The sequence below is a fragment of the Sphingomonas sp. Leaf20 genome, from assembly GCF_001421535.1.
In the GTDB taxonomy this organism is placed as follows: Bacteria; Pseudomonadota; Alphaproteobacteria; order Sphingomonadales; family Sphingomonadaceae; genus Sphingomonas.
In genome coordinates, this window is record NZ_LMKN01000009.1 from 179827 (window position 1) to 197802 (window position 17976).

The following is a 17976-nucleotide window of genomic DNA, read 5'->3' on the forward strand; positions in this document are numbered from 1 at the left end:
TCATTTGACGACCGGAAGGTCGATATAGGACGCGTTGCCGGCGTCGTGCACGACGACGTTGTGCGCGACGATTCCCTTGCTCTCGCTCTCGTTCGGACCGCCGGTGTTGAGGTTGCGGACGAATTTGGGGAAGTTCGACGAGGTCACCTCGACGCGGATGCGGTGGCCCTTTTCGAAGCGGTTGCTGGTGGTCATCGGCGTGGGCTTCAGCGTGTAGACCGTGCCGGGCTGCATCGGCGCCGGGGAGGCATAGCCGTCGCGGTAACGGGCGCGGACGATCGTGTCGCCGAGGATATAGGCAGTGCCGTCGGGGGCGACGTCGACGAGCTTGACCGCGAAATCGGTGTCCTTCGCGTCGGACGAGATCTTCAGGACGGAATCGACGAACCCCGATACCTCCATGGGCTCGGTGAGCGCGTCGGTCGTGTAGACGAGCACATCGTCGCGCGCCTCGATGACGCGCTGATCGAACGCACCCGCAGTGACGATACCCCCGTTGCAGCAATCGCCGCCGCCGATCGTCTGGACGGGGTTCATCGGATCATAGGTGAAGCGATCCGCGGGCTCGCCGCTTGCCGGGGCGGTCATGAGCAGCCGCCCGTCGCCGTTGAGCCCGTTCGCGCGACCGCCGCTGCGCAGATACATCCGGACCATCCGCGCGGCCTTGGGCGGCCATGCCGCGTCCGATTGCCACGCGTTCAGGCCCATCGTGTAATAGCGGACGTGCGGCGTGGTGTTCGGGAACGCCTTGGCATCGCTTTTCAGGAACCGATCGAAAAACGCGAAGATCTCGGCATCGGTATCGAAGCTGGGGTTGCCGAGCGCGCGATCGCCGGACACGAAGCCCGGTTTGAGCGCGCCGAACGCACAGTGATTGTTCGGGCCGATCACGGCATATTGGTTCGCGCTCGCCTCGCGGTCGGTGTTCGCGGCGCGGGCATGGTTGAACAGTTCCATGTTCGGACCGATCGACACGTCGTACCAGCTGTTGAACCACAAAGCCGGGACGCCCCAGCCCATCCCCTCGTGATAGAGTCCGCCCCGAGTCCAGCCGGGATCGGCGGGCGTACGCGTGATGAACTGTTCGAACGTCGCGGGTGGTTCGCCGAGGTCGGAGAGCATCGTGGCGACGGGAAGATGCTTGATCTGCTGCGTCCAGTTGACCTCGGGCTTCTTTGCATCGAGGTCGTTATACTGCGCGATCCGCGACCGCGTTGCCTGATCGAGCCCGCCTGGCAGCTGGGGGCGCAGCGGGTTGTCGACGCCGTAGAGCCAGACATAGAACAGCGTCCGCGGCACGCCGCCGGTGTACCAATTGCCCTGCTCCTGGAACCGGCCGACCTTGCCGATCCCCGCGCCCGACGCCATCGGCACCATCGCCGCATGCGCGGGATGGTTCTGACCGGCGAGCGCAAGTTGCCACTCCGCGGAGGACGAACAGCCGAGCGTGCCGACCTTCCCGTTCGACCAGGGCTGTTTGGCGACCCATGTCAGCATGTCGTAGCCGTCGGTCTGCGGCTTGCCGAGAATCTCGTATTTGCCTTCGGAGAAATATCGGCCGCGCTCGTTCTGGATGATGAAGGCGTAGCCGCGACTGACGGCCTTCAGTGCCGCGCGCTGCGAGGACGGCTTGTTGCCGAGTTCGTTATACGGCGTCTTCGACAGGATGGTCGGAAGCGGACCCTTGGCACCGCGCGGACGATAGATGTTGGTCGCAAGGCCGACGCCATCGCGCATCGGCACCATCACGATCGTCTCGAGCGTCGCCTGCTCGGCCAGGGCCTGCGCGGCTGCTGCGTCGCTGTATTTCGAGAAGTCCTGCGCGCTCGCGGGGACCGCGACGATCAGCAATGTTGTGACGATGACGTGTTTCAAGACCGAACCCCCAGCCGACGATAGGGCAGGAGCTTAACCGGGCCACGGCGCGACGCAAGCGGGCTCGCGCGCCGTCGTTTCACGCCGCATCCACGGCGATCCCGTCACCCCGACCGTGGTCGGGGTGACGGGTGCCGGCAGCACCTGCGCTTATTGCGCGGCAGTGCTGGTCGAACGGACCGCGACCGGCGTTGCGGGAGCGGGTGCACGCGCACCTGCGACCGGGGCGGGGGGCAGGGCGCCAGTGACGGGCGCCGGTGCACAGCCGGGCTGCGGTGCGCCGTTGCCCGGTCCGCGAGCGTCCGGACGCTGAGCGCCCGGGCCGCCCGGGGGAGGCGGCGGCGGGGCACCGTCCGGACCATCACGGCCCGGACCGCCGGGACCGCCCGGGCCGCCGGGACCTTCCGGGTGATGCGGTGGCCGTCCGCCGGCCGGACCAACCGCATCGATGCGGCCAGCGGGATCGACCAGATAGGACGCGCGGACCTGGCCATCGGCGTAGCGGCCCTGCACGGTCATCGCTGCACCCTTGCTGACCGCCTTGGCATCGCGCCCGGCATCGATCATCGTCCGACCGGTCCCATCCTGGAGGACGAAGCGGTCGCCGAACACCTCGGCGACGCGACCCTTGACGGTGACCACGCCGTCCGTGGTGGCGAGGCGCGCGATCGCGGTCGGTGTCGTCGGCGCCATCTCGATGCTCGGACGCGTGAGAGATACGGCACCGGCACCCCCTGCGACGCCGATGGCGAGCAACGCGGCGGCGCCCAGCTTGAGCTGCGTGGCGCGGGGCATTCTGTCGGTAAAGCGGGGCATTCAACGTCTCCTTCGTGTCGATGTCCCGCTTCTAGAGGACGCCGCCCCACGCCACGCTGAACTTCCCCGTTCAGATTGGGTTTAGCGATCGAAGCTAGCGAGGTCGTCATGCGTATATTGCTCGTCGAGGACGATCCGGATCTTGGCCCCGCCATCGCCAAGGCGTTGCGCGGGGAGAATTGCGCGGTCGATCTTGCCGCGGACGGCGTCGACGCGGGCCATCTGGGTGATACCGAGACCTATGACGCGGCGGTTCTCGATCTGGGATTGCCGGGTCGGGACGGCATCGCGATCCTGCGCGACTGGCGCGCGGCGGGGCGCGACCTGCCGGTCTTGATCCTGACCGCGCGCGATGGCTGGTCGGACAAGGTCGCCGGGTTCAAGGCGGGTGCCGACGACTTCCTGACCAAGCCGTTCCGTGTCGAGGAGCTCGTGATGCGGTTGCGCGCGCTGGTCCGGCGATCCGCAGGCCATGCAGCAACGCGGCTCGAATGTGGGCCGCTCGCATTCGAGACGCAGACGGGCCAGTTCGAGCTCGACGGCCTGCCGCTGAAACTGACCGCGCTCGAATGGCGCGTGCTGTCCGCGCTGATGTTGTCCAGGGACGTGGTGATCGAGCGGCTCGCGCTGGCCGAACGCGTGTATGAGGGCGATGCGGATGTCGACTCGAACAGCCTCGAGGTGATCATCGGGCGGCTTCGCAAGAAGATCGGCGCGAGTTTGATCGATACGGTGCGAGGCCGTGGCTACCGTCTCGCGTCGCCGACGCCGAGTGCGGCATGAGGTTGATCCCGCGATCGATCCATGGCCGGATGCTCGCGCTGTCCGTCCTCGCGACGCTGGTCGCACTGGCGGTCGCGGGCGCGGCGATCGCTGGCGTGTTGCAACGCTTCGTCACGCAGGGGCTCGACCAGCGGCTCGACGCGGAATTGTCGTTGCTGGCGGGCGCGGTCGGCGCCGATGGTCGTATCGACCGCGCGAAACTGACGCGGCTGCGCGGATTGCTGGATGCCGGTCCCGAGTGGCGATGGCAGATCGTCGCGCCGACGGGCACGATCGGGTCGGACGTCCTTGCCGATCTCGACCGCAGGCCTCCGCTTCGCGGGGGGCCGCATGGCGAGCGACCGCCGCTCGATGAGCCCGGTCGCCCGTATCCGCTCGACGCCGTGCAGGCGCGCGGGACCGGGCTGCACGCGCGTCAGATCACGTTGACGACGAGCGCCGGGCCGGTGACACTTACCGCGGCTGCGCCGCGTGACGTCGTGGCGCGGCCGATCCGCGCGGCGATCCTGCCGTTACTGGCGACGCTCGCGATCCTCGGCGTGCTGCTGGGCATCGCGACGGCATTGCAATTGCGGATCGGGTTGCGCCCGTTGCGGGCGTTGCGCGACGGGGTGGCGGCGATGCGGCGGGGTGCTGACGGCGTGTCCGAAAACCAGCCGGAGGAACTGCGGCCGCTCGCGCAGGAGCTCAACGCGCTGGCACGCGACACGTCGACCGCGCTGGCGACGGCCCGCGCGTCGGCAGCCAATCTCGCGCATGCGCTGAAGACGCCGGTGGCAACGCTTGCGCTCGCCGTCCGCGACGATGCCGCGGCCGCGGCGCAGGTTGCACGGATCGATGCGACGATCCGGCATCACCTCGCGCGGGCGCGCAGTGCCGCGGTCGACCGGCGCGCATCGACGGCTCTGGAGCCTGCGCTTGCCGATCTGGCGTCCACGATCATGCGGCTCCACGCTGGCCGCGCGGTCGCGATCACCCGGACGGTGCAGCCGGGCTTGATGGTCGCGGTCGATGCCGCCGATCTCGACGAGCTCGCGGGTAACCTGATCGACAATGCGATGCGGCATGCGGTGTCCGCCGTGCGTATCGATGCCACCGCGGAGGGTGCGATCGACGGGGGTCGGATCCGGCTGCGTGTCGTCGACGACGGCCCGGGGATCGCGGCAGAGGATCGCGCGCGCGCGACGGCGCCCGGCGTACGGCTCGACGAGCGCGATGACGGACATGGCTTCGGACTTGCGATCGCCCGCGAGCTGGCGGTCCTTCACGGTGGCGCGCTGGTCCTGGAGGAGGCACCGGGCGGGGGACTGGCCGCGACGGTGACGTTGCCTATCGCGGGTGCGCGGTAGCGGCGATTGCCCTGTCGCTGGCGTTGGGGCGGCGACGAATGCGGATGCCATCCTCGCTTTGGCTGATCAGGCCCATCGCCGCAAAGGCATCGAGCCAGCCCTGCATCGGCCACCACCCCCAGCGCTGGCGAAACAGCGCCGCATTGCGGACGACGTCGTCGAGGTGTTGGACGGGGGGCTCGAAGCTCTCGTGATGCTGATGGCAGGCGATCGCGCCGCCGACGAACAGCAGCGGCGTGTCTGCGCGGTCGGCGCGGAACCCGAAATCTGTATCCTCCGCGCCATAGCCGGTGAACGCCTCGTCGAAACCGCCCAGCGCGGTGAAGCGGGTGCGGCGGATCGCGAAGGCGAGCGACCAGAACAGGCCCGGATTGGTCTCGCGGCGCAAGCCCGCATCGGGGAAATCGCGGACCGGGTGTCGGGTTCCGCGATCGAGCAGTGCAGCGTCGTCCCAGGTCGTGCGTGCGTCGTCGGCGCCGAGATACCGGACATCGGCGCACAGCAGCGCGTCTTCGCTGTCGAGCGTCTCGCTCAGCCGCCCGATGCAGCGCGACAGGGGAATGCAATCGACGTCGAGGAAGACGAGATGTGGTGCGGTGGCATCACGCGCGGCGAGGTTGCGGGCGGCGGCGAGCGGCAATGCGGTCGTTTCGAGGCGGTGGACGATGACCGGGAAGTCGGCTTCGGGTTGCGGGACCGGCGTATCGCTCATGTCGACGATGATCAGCTCGGCCGGCTGTTTTTCGCTGCGACGCAGGCCTTCGATCAGCTGAGCTAGGTGCGGCTCGCGGTTCTTGACGAGCGTGAGGACCGAGACACCGGTCATGCAAGCCGCCACAGGTCGAGCCGGAATTCAGCGTGGCGGTCGGCGCATTCGACGATGGCCGACCCTAGCGCGGCATCGAGTTTGTTGACGGCCGCATCGCCGGTCTGAGGATAGTCGGTCTCGCCGGTCCAGTGCACCAGCAGCAGCCGACAATCGGGAGCGGCAACGCGACGGATCGCCTTGGCGGCGCGCGCGATATCGTCATCGCTCCAGTAATAGACGACCTCGGACAACACGATGAGGTCGAACCGGCCCGCAGGCACGTCGGCGGGGAAGGCCAGCCGCTCGACGAGAACGTTGGAAGACGCCGCGTTCCGCACACGGGCAAGGTCGACTGCACGCTGGCTGATGTCGACGGCCGTGACGGTGTCGCAGTGCTGCGCCAGCCGCTGCGTGAAGACACCGTGCGCGCAGCCTATTTCGAGGCACGCCGCGTAGCGCCGATCGTCGATCGCCGCGATGCTCGTATCGAACTTTGCTGCTTCATAGCGGCTCGATGCGAGTGACCAGGGATCATCGGTCGAGGCGAACACGTCGTCGAAATAGCGCGCGTTGAGGCTATGGTCGGGTCGCATCGGGTCTCACCAGATAGAGCAGGTCGGTGGCAGGCATGCGCTGCTGCGCGCGGGGCAGGCGGAATCCTTCGCCCATCAGCCCCGTCAGCTGGCTACGATGCGCGCGCAGTGCGGCCGTGCGAATGGCGGGCGGCATCGACCGGGTGCGCACGACACGCGTCGCTGCGGGGCGCTCACCCCAGACGGCATATTCGAAGATCGACACGGGTCGTCGGGCCGCGCGTGCTGCGTGGACCGCGAGCGTGAAGCACGCCGCGTGGTCGCAGTGTGGTTCGCCTGCGGCAGTGGTGGCGATCGCATCGATCCGCTGATGGCGCAGTATCGCCGCGATCCGGCGTACCGACCGCGCGAAGTCAGCTGAGTGCGGCGGATAGGGATGCGCGTCGCGCCAGTCGAGGAATGCCGGCTGGACATTCGCGTGCGCGGTCAGGCGCGACAGCGCGCGCGCCGCTTCGTGTCGTCGGCGACGAACCAGCGCGGTCCTCTCGGCGCGCGTTTCGCAGGCGTGCGAGCCGGATCCGTCGGTCAGGAAGACGACCCCCGCCAGCCGATCGCGTGACGCTGTGTCGGCAATCAGCGCACCGGTGCCAAGCGTCTCGTCATCGGCATGCGGCGCAAGGACGAGCCATCTCGCATCGCGCCACGGACTTTGCGCGAGCGGCGTCGCCTGCGTCACCACAATCGGTCGCCATCGCCCCAGACATCGCGGTCGAGCCACCCGAGCGCCGCCTGGTCGCGCGCATAGTCCGGCCCCGCCTGTCGCAGATAAAGGCTCAGATCGCGAATGATCTTGTCGGCGCGCTCGCCGTCGAACGCGCTGCGCGTGCCGAGCAGACGCGCGGCCGCTTCCATCACGTCGAGTGCTGCACGTTCGACGATGCCCCGAGACATCTGAACGAAGACGGGCGCATCGGCATCCTCCCGCGCGGCGCGGCCGGCGGCCTCGCGGACCCAGAGATACGCGGTGCGCGTGGCGGCCACGGCGTCGGCAAAGCGCGCGCGCTGGACGGGGTCGCCGCGTGCCGTGTCCGACAGCGCGCGCCGGACCTCGATCAGCAATCCCTCGATGCCACCCAGCTGCACCGCCAGGAACCGCCATGCGCCCGCGGTGAAACGGGGCTCGCGGTCATAGTCACCGGGTGCGCCGAGGATGTGCGATGGACCGGCCGGGTAGCCCGAACAGTCGTACCGTCCGCTGCTGCTCGCGCGCATCCCGCGCACGCGCCATCCCGACAGGTCGGTCCGGTCGGGGTCGTTGGCCGGGATGACGACGATCGGTCGGTGGCCCGACGCGGGCCGCGCGGTGACGATCGCGTAATCGATACCGCCTGCGCCGCTCGCGAAATGCTTTGATCCGGTCAGCGCGGGGCCATCGGCACCGTCGACGATCGCCACGCCCGGCACGGGCTCGGTCGCCCAGACGCCAAACCACGCACCGCGGTCGAGTTCGCTTGCGAGCCATTCGAGCTGATCGGGACCGGCGTACCAGTCGAACAGCGCGAGCGCGTTGACATGGCCTTCGAACAACCGCCCAACACTCAGATCGCCGCGACCGACTTCGCGCAGCGCGTCCAGAAGCGCGCGCGGTTGGGCGTTGGCCTGTCCGCCGAGGGCGCGCGGTGCGAAGCGACGGTGATGGCCATGGTCGACCAGCGCCGCCATGCTGTCCCGCGGGAAGCAGGGATCGGCGTCGTACCGCGCGCCCAAGGTCGCGAGCGTCCGCGCAAGATCCGGCGCTTGGGCGTCAGTGGGATCACTGCGGCTCAACGGTCGAGCGCCAACGGCATGTCGCAGATCATCGGCGGGAGATCGCGTTCATCCGGAACGCGCTCCCCGACCTGGACTTGCCGGGCCGTACGCCGCCACTCGGCGCGCGTCCGCCACTGGTCGAACGAGGGCAGGAGCGTCGGCTCGTCCCGGATCAGGCGGTCCTCCAGGTCACGCATATAGTCGGCCATTCCCCCGGCCGCGCGGCCCGACGTGCGCGCCGACGCGCGTGTCCAGACGTTCATGGGATGACCTAGACGTCCTCCCGCTGCGATCGCGTTCTCGACCAGCGCACGGTCTTCGCCCGAGGGGAGTATGGGCACTCCGCCAGCGGCCCGATACAGCGCGGCGGTGATTGCGAGGCTTGCCCCCGTGTGGTCGCCGTGACGAGGGGCGGGGTCCCAGGGGCACGGGTCGATCTCTTCCTCGATCGCACGGACGCAACTCCAGTAGCGATCGAGCTTGGTGCGCATCGCCACGACGTCGGCCGCCACGCGCTCCTCCTCGTCGAGCACGATCCGGCCACCGACCATGTCCAGTCCGCAGTCGATCGCTCGGAGAGCGTTTCCGATCCAGTCCGGCGGCGGCCGCGTATCGGCGTCGGTCGAGATCAGCACACCGTCGACGGAATCGACGCGCGCCAATCCGGCGTCCATCGCCAGCCTTCGCGCCATGCCGGCATGCGCGTCGGCAGGCGGAAGATCATGCGACGTGATCACCATGTCGAGCCGGCCAGCCCAGCGTGCCTGGCGCTGCGTCGCGACGGAGAGGCTCTCGTCGGTGCTGTTGTTGATGCACAACGCGACCGGGACGCGGCCGACGACGTCCTGCGCAGCGAGCGCGTCGAGCAGGACCGGCAGCCGCTCGGCTTCGTCGCGCGCGGGGATACAGATGCAGAAGCGTGGTGCGGTCACGCGGCACCCGCGAGCGACACCGGGTCGGACCGGCGCATCCTGCTGCGCGATGCCGGCCGCGACCGGGTCATGTCGGCATAGAGCGCTTCGTACTGGTCGATCATCACGTCGGCATCGCAGATCGCCTCGGCACGGCGACGGCATGCGCCACGGTCGAGCGTGACGGCGCGGGTCACGGCCTTGGCCAGTGCCGCGACGTCGTCGCCCGGGGCCAGTGTCCCGCAAGTCTCATCGAGAAGCGCGGGAATCGCGCCACGGGCGAACGCCGCAACTGGCGTGCCGCAGGCGAGCGCCTCCGCGACGACGAGCCCGTAAGGCTCTTCCCAGCGCGGCGTGCACAGGAATGCCCGCGCGCCGCCGACCAGGTCCGCCAGCGCGGCATGGTCGAGATGCCCGACATGCGTCACGTCAGTCCCGAGGCGGGGCGCAATCTCGGCATCGAAATAGGCGGGATCCGAGATCGGCCCGGCGATCCTCAATGCGTGCCCCGCGAGCCGGGCTGCGTCGATCGCCATGTGAAGCCCCTTCTCGGGGACGATCCGGCCATACCAGATCAGATACGGGTCAGGAGCGGGTGCGGGCTGGAAGGGGAAGCAATCGAGATCGATGCCGTTGGCGATCGTCCGGTCGATCGCGGTGACGTGACCCCACATCGCCCGGATGCTGTCGGATACCGCGACGAACCGCATGTTCGGCGCCTTGCATAACCGGATCCCGCTTTCGAGCCAGCAGAAGGGCGGCGTGTGGAGCGTCGTCACCATCGGCGTCTCGAGCGTCTCCGCCATCGACACGGGCAGATAATGGAGCGAGTTGTTGTGGATCACGTCGAAACGTCGCGAGCGAAGCATGCTCATCAGGCGGAGATACGCGTGATGCTCGCGAAAGAAGGTGACGTCGTTCGCCTCTGCGGTGCCCGTCTCCAGCAACGACGTCTCGTCGCAGATCGCCTCGAGACCGAGTGCAGGGTCGGACTGCATCGATGCGAAGACCGTGACCGCATGCCCGCGTTTTTTCAGCGACGTCGCAAGCAGGTGCGTATGCATTTCAAGCCCACCGGCAAATGGCTCGCGGATCGCATGTTTGAGATGGGCAATAATCGCAATGCGCATTCAGGCCCCTTATCGACGTTTCTCCGATCTCCGTCGGCTCTGCGAGTGGAAACGCGTTCGGACGAAATAAGTCTCGCGTGACACGACACGTTCTTGATGATCCAAATCAAGCGATTTCGAAGTGATGTGGATCAAGACTACCGACGGATAGTCTTCGGGTGATCAGGTCGGGTCGCTATCGGGCTGTCGATCGGGATGCGCCGCGACGAATGCCGGATGTTCGCGCGCCCGTTCGGCCGCGGCAAGCAGGCGCGGGTAAGGCGCCAGGTCGACCTTGAACCGTTCGGCGGAATAGACTTGCGGGACGAGGTAGCAATCCGCGAGCGTGAGCGTCGGGCCGAACGCGAAACCCCGGCCATGGCGCGCGATCATCGATTCCAGCGCGGCAAACCCCTCATGGATCCAGCGCCCGATCCAGTGCGTGACGTCATCGGGCGTCGCCTTCAGCGTCGTGCGCAGCGTCTCGAGGATGCGCAGGTTGTTGACCGGGTGGATGTCGCACCCGATCGTCGCCGCCATCGCGCGGACGAGCGCCGCATCGACCGCCGCCTCCGGTAACAGCGGCGGATCGGGGTAGGTCGCCTCGAGCCATTCGAGGATCGCGGGCGACTGCGTCAGGATCGTGCCGCCGATATCGAGCGCGGGGACGAGGCCCTGTGGGTTGACCGCGCGGTAGCCCTCGTCATGGTGCGCGCCCGTCCGAAGGTCGTGCGTATGCTGCTGAAACGCGATGCCCTTCAGGTTGAGTGCGATGCGAACGCGATACGACGTCGTCGACCGCCAATAGCCGTGCAGGATCATGCGATTGCGGGCCGGCATAGTGGAGCAGTCGTCAGCACGATTTCATCGACCTCGCGAGAGATGCGGGGCAGCTTTGCGATCGCCGCTGCCCGCGACGCGCCGTTTGCCGGGACGTCTGCGGCAACGCTGCGCCCCGGCCGGGATGGTGTCAATTGCTACCATCCTGCTTTGCCAGCAGACGGAACCGGTGAAGCAGCGGCTCGGTATAGCCGTTCGGCTGGTCGACGCCCTCGAACACGAGCGCGCGCGCGGCCTGGTAGGCGAGGCTGGTGCCCGCGTTACCCGCAAGCGCGCGGTAAAGCGGATCGTGTGCATTCTGCGCATCGACCTTGACCGCCATGCGGGCGAACGCGGCGTCGATCTCGTGCGCCGAGGCGACCCCGTGGAGCAGCCAGTTGGCCATGTGCTGCGCGCTGATCCGCAACGTCGCGCGGTCCTCCATCAACCCGATATCGTGAATATCAGGGACCTTCGAGCAGCCGACGCCCTGATCGATCCAGCGCACGACATAACCGAGTATCCCCTGCGCGTTGTTGTCGAGCTCGTCGCGGATTTCGCTTGGCGACCAATTGTGTCCCTCGGCGAGCGGGATCGACAGCAGTGCATCAAGCGGCGCGACGGGCTCGTCCCGTCGCTCGGCCTGGCGCGCGAAGACGTCGACAGCATGGTAATGCGTCGCGTGGAGCGTCGCAGCGGTCGGGGAGGGCACCCAGGCGGTGTTTGCGCCGGTGCGTGGGTGCGCGATCTTCTGGTCGAGCATGTCCGCCATTCGGTCGGGCGCCGCCCACATTCCCTTGCCGATCTGCGCACGGCCGCTCAGGCCACAGGCCAGCCCGATCTGGACGTTGCGGTTCTCATACGCCGTGATCCAGGCGCTGGTCTTCATCTCGCCCTTTCGGATCATCGCGCCGGCGCGCATCGCGGTGTGCATCTCGTCACCCGTGCGATCGAGGAAGCCGGTGTTGATGAAGACGATACGGTCCTTCACCGCGTGGATGCAGGCCGCCAGATTGGCCGACGTGCGGCGTTCCTCGTCCATCACGCCGACCTTTATCGTATGGCGGTCGAGCCCGAGCAGGTCCTCGATCGCGTCGAACAGCCGGTTGGTAAACGCCGCTTCGTCGGGGCCATGCATCTTGGGCTTGACGATATAGATCGAGCCCTCGCGGCTGTTCCGTACCGGACCGGTGGCTTTCAGGTCGTGTATCGCGATCAGCGCGGTGACGATGCCGTCGAGGATACCCTCCGGCGCCTCGGTGCCGTCGGCGAGCAGGACCGCCGGCGTGGTCATCAGATGGCCGACGTTGCGAACGAACAACAGGCTTCGCCCCGGCAGGACGATCTCCGATCCATCGGTCGCCGCGTATCGCCGGTCCGCCTCGAGCGTGCGCGTCAGCGTTTGCCCGTTCTTGGCAAAGCTGGCGGACAGGTCGCCCTTCATCAGGCCCAGCCAGTTGGCATAGGCGGCGATCTTGTCGTCGGCATCGACGGCTGCGACCGAGTCCTCGAGGTCGACGATCGTCGTGAGCGCGGACTCGAGGAGCACGTCGGCAAGACCAGCCGGGTCGCCGCGACCGATCGGGTGATCGGGATCGATGACAAGTTCGATGTGCAGGCCATTGTGGCGAAGCAGGAAATTGCGCCCGGCCTGGCCCAGCAACTGTGAGGGATCGGCAAGTGCAGGCTGGTCGCCGTCCCAATCGCGCCACGACCCATCGGCGAGCGGGACATGATCGTCGAGGAAGGCCTTGGCCCAGTCGATGACCTTTGCGCCGCGCACCGCATCATATCCCCCGCCATCGGGCGTGCCGGGAATCGCATCGGTGCCGTAGAGCGCGTCGTACAAACTGCCCCAGCGCGCGTTGGCCGCGTTGAGGACGAACCGGGCATTGAGGATCGGCACGACGAGCTGCGGTCCGGCGAGCGTGGCGACCTCGGCATCGACACGCGTCGACGTGGCCTCGAAGGGTTCGGGTTCGGGGACGAGATAGCCGATCTCGCGCAGGAACATCTGCTGCGCCGCCGGATCCTGCGACTGCCCCCCCCGCGCCGCGTACCATGCGTCGATCTTCGCCTGAAGTTCGTCGCGGCGGGCAAGCAGCGCGCGGTTCTCGGGCGCGAAGCGCGCGTAGATCGCGGCAACCCCACGCCAGAAGTTTGCGGGATCGATGCCGGTCCCGGGCAATGCCTGAGTCTCGAGGAACTGCGCGAGGCGTTCGGCCACGCGCAGCCCAGCCTTGTCGATCATCGCCTGCGCCGTGCTGTCCATCAATCTCTCTCCTAACGATGGCGCCCCGTCTATACGAACGGCCGTCTGTTCGGTAGACGATCGATTGTTGAAACTGTCGATCGCCGGGAGAAACAATGGACCCCGATACTGCCTTGTTCGTCGAGGTCGTCGCGGCGGGAAGCCTGAGCGGGGCGGCGCGCGGGCGCGGCGTGTCGCCCGCGATGGTATCGAAGCGGATCGCGCGGCTCGAGACCCGACTGGGCGTGCGTCTGCTCAACCGGACGACGCGTCGGCTTGAACTGACGGCGCGCGGCGCACTCTATCATACCGACATGGTCGCGGTCGTCGCTGCGATCCGTGCGGCAGAAGCGCGGATCATGGAGGACGGTGCCGGCCCGACCGGTCCGTTGCGAGTCAGCGCGCCGACGTCGTTCGGGCGTCTGCACCTGGCGCCGCGTCTGAAACCGTTTCTCGACGCGCATCCGAACGTTGCCCTCGACCTCGATCTGTCGGACGGGTTTTCCGATCTGCTCGGCGACGGTGTCGATCTCGCGATCAGGATCGCGCCCTCGGCCGAGCCAGGCGTCGCCACGCCGGGGTTTGTCGCGCATCGCCTATCCGACAGTCGTCGCGTTCTGTGTGCCGCGCCAGCGTATCTGGAGGCGGCGGGAACGCCGGGGACGGTGGCGGCGCTGGAAGGCCACCGGCTGCTGGCGGCGCGGGGACAATTGCCGTGGCGGCTCGCCGGACCGCGCGGCGATCTCACGATCGATGGTGAAAGCCATGTCCGGACGAACTCGAGCGAGGTGGTGCGCGAACTCACGGTGGCCGGCGTGGGTATCGCGCTGCGCTCGCTCTGGGACGTCAGCGGCGATCTCGCGTCGGGGCGGCTGGTCCGTGTTCTGCCGGCGTTCGAGGGCAGCGCGGATGTCGGCATCTACGCGGTCCATGCGCGTGTCGCGCCGACCGCGGTCCATGCGTTGCTCGGCTATCTGCGCGGGTTGTGGCTACCGACGCCGCCCTGGGGGGGCTGATCGAGCGCGGCGGTGACCGCATCGATCCGTCGCAGCATGGCCGTGAACGCCGCGACCTCTGCCGGGTCGAACTGCGCGAATATGCGCGCTTCGAGATCCTGCGCCTTGGGCGCGATCGCTGCATACAGCGTCCGTCCTGCGTCGCTCAGCATCAGCAGGTGCGATCGCCGGTCCGCCGCATTGGCGCTCCGTTCGAGCAGCCCGCGTTCGACCAGCGCGATCGCGGCGCGGCTGACGGTGACCTTGTCCATCCGCGTGCGGTGACCGATCTCGGCCTGCGTGATGCCGCCCGTTTCCGCGACGACCGCGATCAGCCGCCATTCGGGGATCGAGAGGCCGAACAGCGCTTCATAGCTTCGCGCAATCGTGTCGCTGACGAGGTTCGATGTGAACGAAAGCCGGAACGGAATGAAATCGTCGAGCAGCAGGGGGCGGACAGACGTCGGGTCCGCGGGACCTGATTGGGGGAGCGGCGTTGGCATGATCGCGGATAGTAGCGGTTGACACGGTTGGCGCAAACGGACAGTTGGTATCCAACGATACTAAATGGAGAGGCTGCCTCATGCCTTGGGCGGCGCTACGATCACCCTTTGTGCATGACCATGTCCGACACTGACATTGACACACCCGACGACGCGGGCGCTGTCGTTCCCGCCTCGGACCGGCTGTTCGCGACGCCGGCAGGCATCGCTCTCGGGCCGGTCGATGCGGTCCTGCCGGGTGCTGCGCGCGGTTATGTGGTGCAGATGCGCGCGGGGCGATTCCACGGTTTCGTCGTCAGGCGCGGCGACGCGGTGTTCGGCTATGTCGATCGATGCCCGCACGCCGGCCTTCCGCTTGCGCACGCCCTCGACGATTATCTGACACCGCGTGGCGACCTGATCGTCTGCGGGTGGCATTCGGCGATGTTTGCGATCGAGGACGGCCGGTGTGTCGGCGGACCGTGCATCGGGCAATCGCTTGCAGCCTGGCCGGTCGAAATCGTACACGGCGTGCTCAAAACCTGCGGACCGCCGGAACCGCACGCACAAGACGTTTGAGATATTGGCGAACAATCCCCGCTAAGCCACGGGAAACATGACTTTGAGGAGAGTTTCTTGACGCCTGATTTCGATTTCGCCCTGGGCGAAGCCGCGGACATGATCCGCGACACGACGCAGCGTTTCGCAAACGAGAAGATCGCCCCCCTCGCCGCGAAAATCGACGCCGACGACTGGTTCCCGCGCGAACTGTGGCCGGCCATGGGTGAGCTGGGGCTTCACGGCATCACCGTCGAGGAGGAGTTTGGCGGGCTTGGTCTTGGCTATCTGGAGCATGTCGTTGCGGTCGAGGAAGTCAGTCGTGCATCGGCATCGATCGGGCTGAGCTATGGTGCGCACTCGAACCTGTGCGTCAATCAGATCCGCCGCTGGGGCAATCCCGAACAAAAGGCGAAATACCTGCCCAAGCTCGTTTCGGGCGAGCATGTCGGCAGCCTCGCCATGTCCGAGGCCGGGGCAGGGTCGGATGTCGTCTCGATGAAGCTGAAGGCCGTCAAGACGGATCGCGGCTATGTCCTCAACGGCACGAAGTTCTGGATCACCAACGCTGCGTACGCGGACACGCTCGTCGTCTATGCGAAGACGGGCGAGGGATCGAAGGGCATCACCGCCTTCCTGATCGAGAAGGACATGCCGGGCTTTGCGATCGGCCAGAAGATCGACAAGATGGGGATGCGTGGTTCGCCGACCGCCGAGCTGGTCTTCGCCGATTGCGAGGTGCCTTTCGAGGCGGTGATGGGCCCCGAAAATGGCGGCGTCGGTGTGCTGATGTCCGGTCTCGATTACGAGCGCGCGGTGCTGGCCGGGATCCAGCTTGGCATCATGCAGGCGTGCCTCGACGTGGTCATTCCCTATGTCCGCGAGCGCAAGCAGTTCGGCACGCCGATCGGGCAGTTCCAGCTGATCCAGGCAAAGGTCGCCGACATGTACGTCGCGCTGAGTTCGGCGCGCGCCTATGTCTATGCGGTTGCGCGGTCATGTGACGCGGGCAAGACGACGCGGTTCGATGCGGCGGGCGCGATCCTGCTTGCGAGCGAGAGCGCGGTAAAGGTCTCGCTCGAGTCGATCCAGGCGCTGGGGGGCGCGGGCTATACCAAGGATTGGCCGGTCGAGCGGTTCATGCGTGATGCCAAGCTGCTCGACATCGGCGCGGGTACGAATGAGATCCGGCGGATGCTGATCGGCCGCGAGCTCATCGGCGCCGCGCCGAAGGTGATGCAGTGATCAGAACGGTCATTGCCGGACGGAGCGGGCGATGAGCGGTCCCGTCCTGCCCACGAGGCTGTCTGTCGAAAGCGATGGCTTTCGCGCGAATGCCGAGCATAATCGCGCCCTCGCGGCGCGGCTGCGCGACGATGTCGCACGGGCGGCGCTAGGCGGAAATGCGAAATCGCGCGTGCGGCATGCCGCGCGCGGCAAGCTGCTGCCCCGCGACCGTGTCGAACGGCTGCTGGATGCCGGTTCGCCGTTTCTCGAGATCGGTCAGCTTGCAGCCTATGGTCTGTATGATGACGAGGTTCCGGGCGCGGGTGTCATCGCAGGGATCGGACGCGTCTCGGGTCGCCAGTGCATGATCCTGTGCAACGACGCGACGGTAAAGGGCGGGACCTACTTCCCATTGACCGTGAAGAAGCACCTCCGCGCGCAGGAGATTGCGCAGGAAAACCGCCTTCCATGCATCTACCTCGTCGACAGTGGCGGCGCGAACCTGCCGCATCAGGCGGAGGTGTTCCCGGACCGCGATCACTTCGGGCGTATCTTCTATAACCAGGCGCAGATGTCCGCGCTGGGCATACCGCAGATCGCCTGCGTCATGGGCAGCTGCACCGCGGGGGGCGCCTATGTCCCGGCGATGTCCGACGAGACGATCATCGTCCGCGGGCAGGGGACGATCTTCCTCGCGGGCCCGCCGCTGGTCAAGGCCGCCACGGGTGAGGTGATCTCCGCGGAGGAACTGGGGGGCGCGGATACGCATGGACGCCGGTCGGGCGTCGTGGATCACGTTGCCGAGGATGACGAGCATGCGTTGACGCTGGTTCGCGACATCGTCTCGACATTGCAGCCGCAAACTCCCGCCGTGGTGAATGCGCAGGCGCCAAAGGCGCCCAGATACGCGACGGAAGACCTGTATGGCATCGTCCCTTCGGACGTCCGCGCGCCCTATGACGTCCACGAAGTCATTGCACGTCTGGTCGATGGCAGCGAGTTTCACGCGTTCAAGGCGCTGTACGGCACGTCGCTGGTCTGCGGCTTTGCGCATATCCACGGCCTGCCCGTCGCGATCCTCGCGAATAACGGCGTTCTGTTCAGCGAGAGCGCGCAAAAGGGAGCGCATTTCATCGAGCTGGCGTGCCAGCGACGGATCCCCCTGTTGTTCCTCCAGAACATCTCCGGCTTCATGGTCGGCGGCAAGTATGAGGCGGAAGGCATTGCCAAACATGGTGCAAAGCTCGTCACCGCCGTCGCCACGGCGACCGTTCCCAAGATAACCGTCTTGATCGGCGGCAGCTTCGGCGCAGGGAATTACGGCATGTGCGGACGCGCCTATTCGCCGCGCTTCCTTTTCAGCTGGCCGAACAGCCGGATCAGCGTGATGGGCGGCGAGCAGGCAGCCTCGGTGCTGGCGACGGTGCATCGCGACGCCGACACATGGACGCCGGAAGACCTCGAGACGTTCAAGGCGCCGATCCGTCAGAAATACGAGGACGAGGGTAATCCTTGGTACGCCAGCGCGCGGCTCTGGGACGACGGGATCATCGATCCGGCCCAGACGCGCGACGTGCTCGGCCTGGCTCTAGCCGCTACGCTCAACGCCCCCATTCCCGAACGCCCCGCGTTCGGCGTGTTCAGGATGTAA

General features: G+C 67.2%; 17 protein-coding genes. 6 read left to right on the forward strand and 11 right to left on the reverse strand.

The window, feature by feature from the left end:
• Positions 1 to 1875 carry a CocE/NonD family hydrolase gene (locus ASE72_RS14275; RefSeq protein ID WP_056022770.1) on the reverse strand — a complete coding sequence of 625 codons (1875 nt, stop codon included), beginning with the start codon at positions 1873 to 1875 and terminating at the stop codon, positions 1 to 3.
• A 150-nt stretch (positions 1876 to 2025) separates the two neighbouring features.
• A complete protein-coding gene (locus tag ASE72_RS14280; RefSeq protein ID WP_235532370.1) occupies positions 2026 to 2691 on the reverse strand; it encodes a hypothetical protein in 666 nt (221 codons plus the stop codon).
• Between the two features lie 108 nt (positions 2692 to 2799).
• On the opposite strand from ASE72_RS14280, the gene ASE72_RS14285 reads away from it, so the two are divergent.
• The gene (locus ASE72_RS14285) at positions 2800 to 3474 is read left to right on the forward strand and encodes a response regulator (protein ID WP_056022774.1); all 675 of its coding nucleotides are present in this window, start codon (positions 2800 to 2802) and stop codon (positions 3472 to 3474) included.
• Positions 3471 to 4823 (forward strand): sensor histidine kinase, encoded by a 1353-nt coding sequence (locus ASE72_RS14290; protein ID WP_056022775.1) that lies wholly within the window; start codon positions 3471 to 3473, stop codon positions 4821 to 4823. Before ASE72_RS14285 ends, ASE72_RS14290 begins: the two co-directional genes overlap by 4 nt.
• Here the strand turns inward: ASE72_RS14290 and ASE72_RS14295 are convergent.
• From ASE72_RS14295 to ASE72_RS14330, 8 genes are all read right to left on the reverse strand, one after another.
• Positions 4804 to 5649, reverse strand: coding sequence for a glycosyltransferase family 2 protein (locus tag ASE72_RS14295; RefSeq protein WP_056022776.1), 846 nt, complete (start codon positions 5647 to 5649; stop codon positions 4804 to 4806). The two genes, ASE72_RS14290 and ASE72_RS14295, sit on opposite strands and share 20 nt — an antisense overlap.
• The gene (locus ASE72_RS14300) at positions 5646 to 6224 is read right to left on the reverse strand and encodes a class I SAM-dependent methyltransferase (RefSeq protein ID WP_056022778.1); all 579 of its coding nucleotides are present in this window, start codon (positions 6222 to 6224) and stop codon (positions 5646 to 5648) included. The genes ASE72_RS14295 and ASE72_RS14300 overlap by 4 nt, the downstream gene beginning before the upstream one ends.
• A complete protein-coding gene (locus ASE72_RS14305; RefSeq protein ID WP_056022781.1) occupies positions 6208 to 6903 on the reverse strand; it encodes a PIG-L deacetylase family protein in 696 nt (231 codons plus the stop codon). The genes ASE72_RS14300 and ASE72_RS14305 overlap by 17 nt, the downstream gene beginning before the upstream one ends.
• Positions 6897 to 7991, reverse strand: a complete 1095-nt coding sequence (locus ASE72_RS14310; RefSeq protein ID WP_056022784.1) for an acyl-CoA dehydrogenase family protein — start codon at positions 7989 to 7991, stop codon at positions 6897 to 6899. Before ASE72_RS14310 ends, ASE72_RS14305 begins: the two co-directional genes overlap by 7 nt.
• A complete protein-coding gene (locus tag ASE72_RS14315) occupies positions 7988 to 8905 on the reverse strand; it encodes a glycosyltransferase (RefSeq protein WP_056022787.1) in 918 nt (305 codons plus the stop codon). Before ASE72_RS14315 ends, ASE72_RS14310 begins: the two co-directional genes overlap by 4 nt.
• A complete protein-coding gene (locus ASE72_RS14320; protein ID WP_056022790.1) occupies positions 8902 to 10014 on the reverse strand; it encodes a glycosyltransferase family 4 protein in 1113 nt (370 codons plus the stop codon). The genes ASE72_RS14315 and ASE72_RS14320 overlap by 4 nt, the downstream gene beginning before the upstream one ends.
• Before the next feature lie 162 nt (positions 10015 to 10176).
• Positions 10177 to 10833: a maleylacetoacetate isomerase gene (gene maiA / locus ASE72_RS14325; RefSeq protein ID WP_200916306.1), complete on the reverse strand. Its 657-nt coding sequence runs from the start codon at positions 10831 to 10833 to the stop codon at positions 10177 to 10179.
• 130 nt (positions 10834 to 10963) lie between these two features.
• Complete coding sequence (locus ASE72_RS14330) at positions 10964 to 13084, reverse strand: malate synthase G (RefSeq protein WP_056022793.1); 2121 nt, start codon at positions 13082 to 13084, stop codon at positions 10964 to 10966.
• A 95-nt stretch (positions 13085 to 13179) separates the two neighbouring features.
• Here ASE72_RS14330 and ASE72_RS14335 point away from each other — a divergent pair, with 95 nt between their 5' ends.
• Positions 13180 to 14079: a LysR family transcriptional regulator gene (locus ASE72_RS14335; protein ID WP_056022796.1), complete on the forward strand. Its 900-nt coding sequence runs from the start codon at positions 13180 to 13182 to the stop codon at positions 14077 to 14079.
• Here the strand turns inward: ASE72_RS14335 and ASE72_RS14340 are convergent.
• The gene (locus ASE72_RS14340; RefSeq protein ID WP_056022799.1) at positions 14034 to 14561 is read right to left on the reverse strand and encodes a MarR family winged helix-turn-helix transcriptional regulator; all 528 of its coding nucleotides are present in this window, start codon (positions 14559 to 14561) and stop codon (positions 14034 to 14036) included. The genes ASE72_RS14335 and ASE72_RS14340 overlap by 46 nt on opposite strands.
• A 120-nt stretch (positions 14562 to 14681) precedes the next feature.
• Here ASE72_RS14340 and ASE72_RS14345 point away from each other — a divergent pair, with 120 nt between their 5' ends.
• The 3 genes from ASE72_RS14345 to ASE72_RS14355 are packed head-to-tail and all read left to right on the forward strand — an operon-like array spanning position 14682 to position 17976.
• The gene (locus ASE72_RS14345) at positions 14682 to 15119 is read left to right on the forward strand and encodes a Rieske (2Fe-2S) protein (protein ID WP_056024144.1); all 438 of its coding nucleotides are present in this window, start codon (positions 14682 to 14684) and stop codon (positions 15117 to 15119) included.
• Between the two features lie 57 nt (positions 15120 to 15176).
• On the forward strand, positions 15177 to 16343 hold the full coding sequence (locus ASE72_RS14350; protein ID WP_327196483.1) for an isovaleryl-CoA dehydrogenase: 1167 nt from the start codon (positions 15177 to 15179) through the stop codon (positions 16341 to 16343).
• A gap of 31 nt (positions 16344 to 16374) precedes the next feature.
• Positions 16375 to 17976, forward strand: coding sequence for a carboxyl transferase domain-containing protein (locus tag ASE72_RS14355; protein ID WP_056022802.1), 1602 nt, complete (start codon positions 16375 to 16377; stop codon positions 17974 to 17976).

What these genes read in the sequence shown, in the direction of transcription:
- ASE72_RS14280 (WP_235532370.1), bottom strand. Translation starts at nt 2,691, where the DNA reads ATGCCCCGCTTTACCGACAGAATGCCCCGCGCCACGCAGCTCAAGCTG.
- ASE72_RS14285 (WP_056022774.1), top strand. Translation starts at nt 2,800, where the DNA reads ATGCGTATATTGCTCGTCGAGGACGATCCGGATCTTGGCCCCGCCATC.
- ASE72_RS14290 (WP_056022775.1), top strand. Translation starts at nt 3,471, where the DNA reads ATGAGGTTGATCCCGCGATCGATCCATGGCCGGATGCTCGCGCTGTCC.
- ASE72_RS14295 (WP_056022776.1), bottom strand. Translation starts at nt 5,649, where the DNA reads ATGACCGGTGTCTCGGTCCTCACGCTCGTCAAGAACCGCGAGCCGCAC.
- ASE72_RS14300 (WP_056022778.1), bottom strand. Translation starts at nt 6,224, where the DNA reads ATGCGACCCGACCATAGCCTCAACGCGCGCTATTTCGACGACGTGTTC.
- ASE72_RS14320 (WP_056022790.1), bottom strand. Translation starts at nt 10,014, where the DNA reads ATGCGCATTGCGATTATTGCCCATCTCAAACATGCGATCCGCGAGCCA.
- maiA (WP_200916306.1), bottom strand. Translation starts at nt 10,833, where the DNA reads ATGCCGGCCCGCAATCGCATGATCCTGCACGGCTATTGGCGGTCGACG.
- ASE72_RS14330 (WP_056022793.1), bottom strand. Translation starts at nt 13,084, where the DNA reads ATGGACAGCACGGCGCAGGCGATGATCGACAAGGCTGGGCTGCGCGTG.
- ASE72_RS14335 (WP_056022796.1), top strand. Translation starts at nt 13,180, where the DNA reads ATGGACCCCGATACTGCCTTGTTCGTCGAGGTCGTCGCGGCGGGAAGC.
- ASE72_RS14340 (WP_056022799.1), bottom strand. Translation starts at nt 14,561, where the DNA reads ATGCCAACGCCGCTCCCCCAATCAGGTCCCGCGGACCCGACGTCTGTC.
- ASE72_RS14345 (WP_056024144.1), top strand. Translation starts at nt 14,682, where the DNA reads ATGTCCGACACTGACATTGACACACCCGACGACGCGGGCGCTGTCGTT.
- ASE72_RS14355 (WP_056022802.1), top strand. Translation starts at nt 16,375, where the DNA reads ATGAGCGGTCCCGTCCTGCCCACGAGGCTGTCTGTCGAAAGCGATGGC.